Consider the following 8,484-nt stretch of genomic DNA (forward strand, 5'->3'; position numbering starts at 1 on the left):
GCCTCGACTCGAACCGGCCGGACGTACGGGAACTCCGTCGCACGCACCCAGCAATGGAGGTCTGCACAATGGAGGACAAGGTCGCCCTGGTCACCGGGGCAGCGGGCGGAATCGGCGCGGCCGTGGTCCGCGCACTCGGCCGGCGGGGTGTGCGGGTGGCCGCGGTGGACCGTGACGCCGGACGGCTGGCCGAGGTGGTGGCCAAGCTGACCGTCGACGGACTGGCCGTCGAGGCGTTCCCCGCTGATGTCACCCGCCGCGCCGAGGTGGAGGACCTGGTGGAGGGCGTGGAACGCGCCCTGGGGCCGCTCGACTTCCTGGTCAACGCCGCCGGTGTGCTGCGGCTGGGGCCGGTGCGCCACCAGACGGACGAGGACTGGGCCGCGACGTTCGCCGTCAACACGACGGGCGTCTTCCTGGTGTCGCGGGCGGTGGTCGACCGCATGGTGCCCCGCTCGCGCGGCGCGGTCGTCACGGTGGCGTCCAACGCGGCCGGTACGCCGCGCACGGAGATGGCGGCCTACGCCGCGTCGAAGGCGGCGGCCACGATGTTCACCAAGTGCCTCGCCCTGGAGGTGGCCGGCCACGGCATCCGGTGCAACGTGGTGGCCCCGGGGTCGACCGACACCGCGATGCTCCGGTCGATGTGGCAGGACGAGACCGGCCCGCAGGCCACGGTCGAGGGCCGGCCCGAGGCATACAAGCTGGGCATCCCGCTGGGCAAGCTGGCCCGGCCGGAGGACATCGCGGACGCCGTGCTGTTCCTGCTCTCCGACCGGGCCGGGCACATCACCATGCACGACCTGACAGTCGACGGCGGAGCCACCCTGGGCGTGTGAGAGGACGTGACGGCCGGCACGGCACTCTCCCTCGGCCAGTGGACCGCCGTCCACGGTACGGCAGTCGCGGCGCCGGGCCGGGAGGAACCGCCGCCGCACCCACCCCGCCAGGGGCCGCTACCCGGCCTTGCGCAGCAGCAGATGGCCGCGCCGGAACCGTTCGTCCTCGCGCGGCTCACGCAGCATCCGGCCGGTCTCGGTGAAACCGGCTTCACCCGCCAGCCGCGCCAGCTCGTCGAGCGGCCACCGGTAGGCCGTCGTCACCTTGTGGTCGAACGCCGTGACCGGTCCGCCCTCCGACTCGAAGAACGCCAGCAGCAGATGGCCGCCCGTCGCCAGCACCCGCCGGAACTCGGCGAGGTAGGAGGGCACAGTGCCGGGCGGGGCGTGGATGACCGAGTACCAGGAGACCAGGCCGCCCAGCTCGCCGTCGGCCACCTCCAGGGCGTCCATGGAACCCAGCTCGAACCGCAGGTCCGGGTACGTCCGCCGGGCGATGTCGATCATCACCGGTGACAGGTCGACGCCGAAGACCTCCAGGCCGAGGTCCCTGAGGTGCGCGGCCACCTCTCCGGGGCCGCAGCCCACCTCGGCGACGAGCCCGGCGCCGTCGGCCCGCACCAGCTCGGCGAACGCGGCGAGGACCGCACGGTCCAGCGGGAGGGGGTCAAGGGCGTCGCGGGCGAGTTCGGCGTAGAGGCCGGCGACGGCGTCGTAGGCGTCCGCCGTGGTGGTGAGGTACGAGGAAGGTTCGGTCACGGGCGAGAACGATAGGGCCTCCACCGGCCGCGCCGACGACCGCCCCTGGGCCGCCCGCACCGTCGGCCCGCCCCCCCCGCTCACGCGAGCGACCTGAGAGGGGACGGGTCCGCCCGGGGCGCCCCTGTGTCATCCGTCATCGCGGATGCCGAGGATGTAGGCCGCGGTGACCGCGACGCCACGGTCCTCGTCCCGCGCCAGTTCCGCGAGCGCACGGGAGGCCGTGCCGCCCGGGATGTCCGCGAGCGCCTGGGCCAGCCGCCGGCGCGCGGACGGCCCGGTGGCGTCGGCGGAGAGACGGCCGACGAGCCTGGTGGCGATCCGCTCCGCCAGCGCGGGGCTGCTCGCCAGCGCGCTGAGCGCGTCGGCCGCCTCGACGTCGTGCGTCTGTGCGACGACCATATCGACGAGCGCCGGGACCGCCTCGGCCGCTCCGCGCCTCCCGAGCGCCAGCGCCGCGTATCCGCGCACGACGCAGTCGGCATGGGTGAGGGCCTCCCGCAGCAGTGCGGTCGTCCTGCCGTCCGGGAACCCGGCGAGGCACTGGATCGCACGCTTCCGCACCTCGGCCTCAGGTGAGCGAAGGCCCTCCGCCAGCAGCGCCGGTCCGTCCCCGCCCGCGCGTGCCAGGGCCCACCGGAGGGCTCCGGAGACGTGGGGGTCGTTCTCCCTCAGGGCCGCCTCGACCAGGGCGTCCACCGGCACCGGGACCTTCTCCCCGCACGAGAGGGCCGCGCGCTGGCGGTTCCCGGGGCTCTTCGAGGCCAGCGCCTGGAGCAGCGCGACGACCTCCAGGACGCCCTCCCAGCCGGCGGGTTCCGCGGCACCGATCCGACGGAGCCGGGTGAGCAGTTCGGTCTCCATCGCGAGGCGCTCCCGCGTCCGCTCGACGAGGTCGCCGACGAGTTGGGAGGGCGTGAAGTCGGGATCGTCGAGTGCGCGCCCGACGTCCCGCAGCGACATCCCCAACGACCGCAGGCTCTCGATGTGGAAGATGCGCCGGATGTCGTCGCCGGAGTACTCCCGGTAACCGGCAACGGTACGGCCCGTCGGCCGCACCAGACCGAGCGCGTCGTAATGCCTGAGCATGCGGGCACTGACCCCGGACCGCCGCGCCACCTCACCGATCAGCACGGTCTTCTTCTCCCTCCTGGGCGGCCCCGCCGAGTGCCACGGCGCGCTTCGCCTCCTCGACCGCGAACTCGAACCCGGCGTCCGGGTCGCGCCACAGCCGTTCCGTGGCGATCGCGTGCCCGCGCACGCGCGGGTCGCCGTCCCCCGTCGCGGCGCGCACAGCCGGCAGCATCGTCTCACCCAGCGCGATCAGCGCCCGGCTCAGGCTCAGTTGCGTCTCGCGTCCACCGCGCCCGAGCTGTGCGGCCAACACCGCGGCCAGCTCGGGCTTCTCGTCCTCGGGGACGAGCACGACCGCTGCCCGCCAGGCGCTGCGCGCCACCTCGTCGTCCGGGTCGGACAGCAGCGCCGGTGTGAGTAGCGGCCATGCCCGCCGGTCCCCGATCTTGGAGAGCGTGTGCAACGCCTGGCTCCGAGCCTGCGCTCCTGAGAAGCGGACTTCGGCGAGCAGCAGGGGGACCACCGACGAGGCCGGGTGGCGGGTGAGTGCCCAGGTGAGCATCTCGCGTACGGAAAACTCGGGCTCGACCGCGCAGCGTTCGACGAGCCTGCCGACGAACCCCGGGTCGGGAGCCGTGCCCGCCGCCAGCGCCGCCCGCAGCCGCACCGACGCGCGGCCGTCCTCCAGGCCCCGCAGAATCCGGGCGGTCCCGGTGTCCTGCTCCGATGCGGTCATGGGGACCACCTCCTCGGCTCCAGCGAAGACCTTGGCACGGTGTCAAGGTCAAGCCGGGGCGGCCGGTGGGAAGCCCGCGCCGCTCGGCGGCCCGTGCCGGGCGGGTACTGTTCACCTGCTCGCCGCGCGGCGGTTTGCCACGGCCGTGCGGGTGGGCAGGGGTGGCGGGTGGAGACGGATTCCGACGTGGTCAGCCCCGACGGCCGGGTGAGCGGCGGGCCGGCGCCCGCGGTGCTGCCCCCGCCGCTGCGCGCGCGGCTCGGACTGCTCGCGGTTCTCGCCACACTGGTCGTCGCCGTGCTCGGGGCCCTGTTCGCCGGGCAGAGCCGTCCCGGCACGGTGGACGAGTGGCTCCAGCCGGCGGGGGAGGGCGTGCGGTCGCCGTGGCGGCACGCCGCCTCGACCATGGACTTCCTGGGGGAGCCGGCCGGAGCGGCGATGCTGGTCGCTGCCGCCGTGACGGGCTGCCTGCTGCTTCGGCGGCCCCGCGCCGCGGTGCTCGCCGTCCTCGGCACCGGAGCGGCGGTGGGGGCGACGACGCTGCTCAAGCCCCTTGTGGGGCGCAGCATCCACGGCGACGGCAACCTGTCCTATCCGAGCGGGCACACCGCCTTCGCCACCGCGCTCGCCCTCGTGGTGGCGCTGCTCGCGACCGGTCGGCGCCGCCCCGGCAGGACGGCCGGCACGGCGTTCGTGTTCGCCGTGGCACTGGTCGCCGGCGCCGCCATGGGCTGGGCGCAGGTCGCCCTCGGCGCGCACTACCCGACCGACGTGCTCGGCGGCTGGTGCACCGCGCTGGCGGCGGTACCGGCCACCGGGTGGCTGGTCGACCTGACGGCCGGCCGCCTCGTCCACGCGAGGGCCGACGCCCGGCAGGGGGCGCGCCCCTGACGGCACGTCACGCGCGGCGGCGGAACACCGGCTTCACCGGCCGCCCGGCCAGCCAGGGGGTGGGGTCGGCGGCGTCCAGCGCCTTCCGGTAGACGGCGCACGCCTGGGCCACCACATCGACGGTGTGGTCGATGTCGGCGTCGCTGAGCGCGTTGCTCACCACGAACGAGGGAGCGAGCACGCCGCCCTCCAGGAGCCGGCGCAGGAACAGGGTGCGGTACCGCTGCGACGGCTGCCGGTCCTCGCCGAGGGTGGCGAAGACCAGGTTGCTGGCCCGGCCCCGGACGATCAGGTGGTCACCGACGCCCATGCTCGCCGCGACTTCGCGGACCCCGGCCGCCAGCCGCTCGCCGAGGGCGTGCAGCCGCGCGGTGACGCCTTCCTCGACGTAGGTGGTGAGCACGGCCATCGCGGCGGCCAGCGCGTGCGTTTCCGCGCCGTGCGTGGTGGACAGCAGGAAGACCCGGTCGCCGGAGTGCCGCAGCCCGCCCCGCTCCATCACCTCGCGGCGCCCGGCCAGCGCGGAGACGGCGAACCCGTTGCCCAGTGCCTTGCCGAACGCGGAGAGGTCGGGGACGACGCCGTACAGCCCTTGGGCGCCCGCCTCCGACCAGCGCAGGCCGGTGATCATCTCGTCGAAGACCAGGAGGCAGCCGTGCCGGTCGGCCAGCTCGCGCAGTCCGGCGAGGTATCCGGGCGGGGGCTCGGTGTGGGTGGCGGGCTCCAGGATCAGGCAGGCGACCTCGCCCCGGTGGCGGTCGAGCAGTTCCTCGGTGGCGGCCAGATCCCCGTACGGGAAGGAGACGGTGAGTTCGGTGGTCGCCGTCGGCACACCGGCCGGCATCGGTGTGGTGCCGATGAACCAGTCGTCGACGGAGAAGAACGGGTGGTCGCGGCAGAGGGCCACCAGCGGGCGTCCGGTGACGGCGCGAGCGAGGCGCACCGCCGCGGTGGTGACGTCGGAGCCGTTCTTGGCGAACTTCACCATCTCTGCGGTCGGCACGGTGGCCAGGAAGCGTTCCGCGGCCTCGATCTCCACGACGGACGGCCGGACGAAGTTGCTGCCCCTCTCCAGCTGCCGCCGTACCGCCTCGGTCACGCGCGGGTGGGCGTGGCCGAGGCTGACCGACCGCAGTCCGGAGCCGTATTCGGTGTAGCGGTTGCCGTCGATGTCCCACACGTGTGCGCCCCGGCCGTGGCTGATGACCGGGGCCAGGTTCTCGGGGTACTGGTCGTCGCCCTTGGCGTAGGTGTGCGCGCCCCCGGGGATCAGGCTGTGCAGCCGCTCGTTCGCCTGCCGCGAGAGGGGCAGGGAGAACTCCCCGGGTACTTCGGTGCGTCCCGATCCTCCGGTGTCCACGCCGCCTCACCCTTCCTTCCGCTGGAGGACCTCGGCGAGGCGCGGTGCCTCCCGGTCCCGCCGGGACATCGAGGTGACCGGCAGCGGCCAGGGGATGGCCAGCTCCGGGTCGTCGAAGGCGATCGTCACGTCCTCGCCCGGATCGTGCGGGCGGTCGATCCGGTAGGAGGTGTCGGCGGTCCCGGTCAGCGCCTGGAAGCCGTGCGCGCACCCCGCCGGGATGTAGAGGGTCGACTGCGTCTCGCCGGACAGCTCGAAGAAGGCCCGGCCCAGGTAGGTCGGTGAGTCGGTCCGCAGGTCCACGACGACGTCGAAGATCCTGCCGTACGAGCACCGCACCAGCTTGGCCTCCCCCGCGCCGGAGCGCAGGTGCAGGCCGCGCAGCACGCCCCGCACCGAGCGGGAGACGCTGTCCTGGACGAAGGCGCACGGGTCGAGGCCGACCGAGCGGACCACGTCGGCGTCGAAGGTGCGGCAGAAGAAGCCGCGCTCGTCGGCGTACGGCGTCGGCTCGAACAGGTACGCGCCGTCGATCTGTGGGACGTCGGTCGCTTTCATGGAGTCTCCCGTCGGGCAGGGGCGGGTGCGTGGTGGTCCGTTGCGGGGAACAGGGCCGTGCTCAGCGCGGCGAACTGGTCCGCCAGGCGGCGGGCCGCGGCCTGGTTCCGCTCGGTGAGGGTCCGCCTCAGCTCGGCCGAGTGCTTCTCCAGGTCCCGGAACTGTGCGAGGAGCCGGTCGGTGTCGATCTCGCGGGCCGGGTGGCGGTACGCGCCGAGGCCCATCCCTTCCATGAGCGCATCGCTCTTCGCGGCGTAGCTGAGCGCCAGCGTCGGCGTACCGGCCTTCAGCGCGCAGACCAGGTTGTGGTACCTCGTCGCCACCACGGTGTCCGCTGCCGCCATGTGCGTCATGAGGTCGGTCAGCGAGTCCGCCTCGGCCGCGGTGACCAGTGGCGAGTCCACCGCGTCGAGGATCGCGGCGACCACCGGCGCATCGCACGCGTCCCCGGTGAGCAGCCGCACCCGCCTGCCGTCCTCGGCCAGCGCGCGGACGAAGCGGGTCGTCCCGTCGAGGTAGCGCCGGTGGATCTCCTCGGCCCGGTCGCGGTCGTCGTCGCCGCCGTGGAAATCCATCACGCCGACGCAGACCGCACCCGGCGGGTCCAGGCGTTCCGCGGCCCCTCGGGGCACGGCCGCCCGCGGCGCCGGCAGGGCGAAGGCGAGGTCCGGGTGGACCTCGTCGCGCGCGGTGTCCACGCCCATCGCCCGCAGCGCGTCACGGGACAGGGAGTCCCGGTACGACCGGTAGGCGGCCAGCCGCGCCGACCAGCGCACCAGGGCCCGGGTGGGCCGGCTGCCGATCGCGGCGGCACCGACACCGACCAGCGCGACCCGGGTGCCGCACAGCCGGCCGCTCGCGCAGAGCAGGAGCAGTGAGTACGGAAAACCCCACGGCCGCAGCGGCAGCGTGGCCTCCAGCACACCCATGCCCGGCACGATCACCACGTCGTGCCGGCGCACCCAGGCGGCGGTGCGGAACGCGTCGAGGAGTTTTCCCAGGCCCTTCGCCGCGACCGCGCCCGCACGGGAGGCGGTCCGGTACTCGCCCCGGTACCAGTGCAGCCGCGCCGCGGGGATGCCGTACCGGGCCGTGACGACCTCGGGTCCGCCGCACAGCGCGTCCACGGCTGCGCCGGGGTGCTCGGCGCGCAGGTATCCGAGCACGGCCTCCAGCGACCCGTCGTTGCCGAGGTTGCCGGAGCCGAGCAGGCCGAACACCCCGACCCGCACCGGGGCCGGGTCCCCGGACCTCACGCCCGCCTTCCCTCACGGTCCTCGCGGCCGGCGACGAGGGAGTCGACAAAGACGGTGAGCCGGCCAGGGTCGGCCGGGGTGCGGTCCTCGACCCGCTCGTCCGCGCCCGGCCCGAGGCGGCTGGCCAGCCACGCGGCCAGGTGGCGGTAGCACGCGCGCCGGTCGGCCGGCGACAGCGGCGCCCGCCGGATCGCCGAGGCGAAGCCCCAGACGTACTCGGCCAGGAGCCGGGGCGTCGGGTGCAGCGGGCCCGCCCGGCGCGGGTCCAGGTTGACGCACCGGGAGCGCTTGGACGGGTTGGCCCGCTCGGCGCGGGTGGGGTGGTCGCGGCGGAAGTACAGCAGCTCCGGCACCTGGTGGAAGGGCCCGTGCAGGGTGATCTCGGCGACGAAGGTGCGGTCCGCGTGGTGGTAGCTGTCGTGCGGCTTGACCCGGCGCAGCACGTCGGCCCGCATCACCCCGTAGAAGTCGTCGCCACCGGGCTCGAACAGCAGACTGCGGAAGCGCTCCGGCGCGTGCGGCGAGTCGGTGGCGAGCCCGTAGGTGTAGGGGACCTTCACCTTGCCGTCGCCGTCGATGACGGCCTGGCCGGAGTGCGCGAGGATCACCTCGGGGCGCTCGTCCAGCGCCTCCACGCAGCGCCGCAGCAGGTCCCGGGCGTACAGGTCGTCGTGCGAGGCCCACTTGAACAACTCGCCGCGGCACCGGGTGAACACGTAGGTGTGGTTCGGCGCCGCGCCGATGTTCCGGGGCAGCCTCAGATACCGGATGCGTGAGTCCCGCGCGGCGTACCGGCGGCAGATGTCCTGGGTTCCGTCGGCCGAGGCGTTGTCGGAGATGACCAGTTCGAAGTCCTCGTAGGTCTGGCCGAGCAGCGCGTCGAGCGACTCGGCGAGGTACTCCTCGCCGTTGTGGACGGGCAGGCCGATGCTCAGCCTGGGGTGCGCGGTCATGATGTCCTCACTTCACGGGTGGAGTTGTGGAGGTGCTCGCGCAGGGCCGACCGCAGCT

At 74.2% G+C, this 8,484-nt stretch carries 9 protein-coding genes; 2 read left to right on the forward strand and 7 right to left on the reverse strand.

Going from position 1 to position 8,484, the window contains the following annotated elements; genetic code table 11:
• Positions 1–68: 68 nt before the first annotated feature.
• A complete protein-coding gene (locus tag FM076_RS29265; protein ID WP_173873859.1) occupies positions 69–839 on the forward strand; it encodes a 2,3-dihydro-2,3-dihydroxybenzoate dehydrogenase in 771 nt (256 codons plus the stop codon).
• Positions 840–956: 117 nt separating this feature from the next.
• Here FM076_RS29265 and FM076_RS29270 read toward each other — a convergent pair whose 3' ends face one another.
• The 3 genes from FM076_RS29270 to FM076_RS29280 all read right to left on the reverse strand — a co-directional run bounded on the left by FM076_RS29270 (position 957) and on the right by FM076_RS29280 (position 3,408).
• Positions 957–1,598 (reverse strand): methyltransferase domain-containing protein, encoded by a 642-nt coding sequence (locus FM076_RS29270; RefSeq protein ID WP_173873860.1) that lies wholly within the window; start codon positions 1,596–1,598, stop codon positions 957–959.
• A 129-nt stretch (positions 1,599–1,727) separates the two neighbouring features.
• Positions 1,728–2,732, reverse strand: a complete 1,005-nt coding sequence (locus FM076_RS29275) for a HEAT repeat domain-containing protein (RefSeq protein ID WP_173873861.1) — start codon at positions 2,730–2,732, stop codon at positions 1,728–1,730.
• Positions 2,719–3,408, reverse strand: a complete 690-nt coding sequence (locus tag FM076_RS29280; RefSeq protein WP_173873862.1) for a HEAT repeat domain-containing protein — start codon at positions 3,406–3,408, stop codon at positions 2,719–2,721. The genes FM076_RS29275 and FM076_RS29280 overlap by 14 nt, the downstream gene beginning before the upstream one ends.
• A 207-nt stretch (positions 3,409–3,615) precedes the next feature.
• Here FM076_RS29280 and FM076_RS29285 point away from each other — a divergent pair, with 207 nt between their 5' ends.
• Positions 3,616–4,299 (forward strand): phosphatase PAP2 family protein, encoded by a 684-nt coding sequence (locus FM076_RS29285; protein WP_173875089.1) that lies wholly within the window; start codon positions 3,616–3,618, stop codon positions 4,297–4,299.
• Between the two features lie 7 nt (positions 4,300–4,306).
• Here FM076_RS29285 and FM076_RS29290 read toward each other — a convergent pair whose 3' ends face one another.
• Genes FM076_RS29290 through FM076_RS29305 form a run of 4 tightly spaced genes read right to left on the reverse strand, consistent with a single transcriptional unit; the run spans position 4,307 to position 8,426 of the window.
• The gene (locus tag FM076_RS29290; protein ID WP_173873863.1) at positions 4,307–5,659 is read right to left on the reverse strand and encodes a glutamate-1-semialdehyde 2,1-aminomutase; all 1,353 of its coding nucleotides are present in this window, start codon (positions 5,657–5,659) and stop codon (positions 4,307–4,309) included.
• Positions 5,660–5,665: 6 nt separating this feature from the next.
• Positions 5,666–6,217: a dTDP-4-dehydrorhamnose 3,5-epimerase family protein gene (locus FM076_RS29295; RefSeq protein ID WP_173873864.1), complete on the reverse strand. Its 552-nt coding sequence runs from the start codon at positions 6,215–6,217 to the stop codon at positions 5,666–5,668.
• Entirely contained in the window at positions 6,214–7,473 is a 1,260-nt protein-coding gene (locus FM076_RS29300; RefSeq protein WP_173873865.1) for a polysaccharide pyruvyl transferase family protein, read from the reverse strand. The genes FM076_RS29295 and FM076_RS29300 overlap by 4 nt, the downstream gene beginning before the upstream one ends.
• Positions 7,470–8,426, reverse strand: a complete 957-nt coding sequence (locus FM076_RS29305; RefSeq protein WP_173873866.1) for a glycosyltransferase family 2 protein — start codon at positions 8,424–8,426, stop codon at positions 7,470–7,472. The genes FM076_RS29300 and FM076_RS29305 overlap by 4 nt, the downstream gene beginning before the upstream one ends.
• Positions 8,427–8,484: the final 58 nt, after the last annotated feature.

It is taken from the genome of Streptomyces albus subsp. chlorinus (genome assembly GCF_013302895.1).
In the GTDB taxonomy this organism is placed as follows: Bacteria; Actinomycetota; Actinomycetes; order Streptomycetales; family Streptomycetaceae; genus Streptomyces; species Streptomyces chlorinus.

What these genes read in the sequence shown, in the direction of transcription:
- FM076_RS29265 (WP_173873859.1), top strand. Translation starts at nt 69, where the DNA reads ATGGAGGACAAGGTCGCCCTGGTCACCGGGGCAGCGGGCGGAATCGGC.
- FM076_RS29280 (WP_173873862.1), bottom strand. Translation starts at nt 3,408, where the DNA reads ATGACCGCATCGGAGCAGGACACCGGGACCGCCCGGATTCTGCGGGGC.
- FM076_RS29295 (WP_173873864.1), bottom strand. Translation starts at nt 6,217, where the DNA reads ATGAAAGCGACCGACGTCCCACAGATCGACGGCGCGTACCTGTTCGAG.
- FM076_RS29305 (WP_173873866.1), bottom strand. Translation starts at nt 8,426, where the DNA reads ATGACCGCGCACCCCAGGCTGAGCATCGGCCTGCCCGTCCACAACGGC.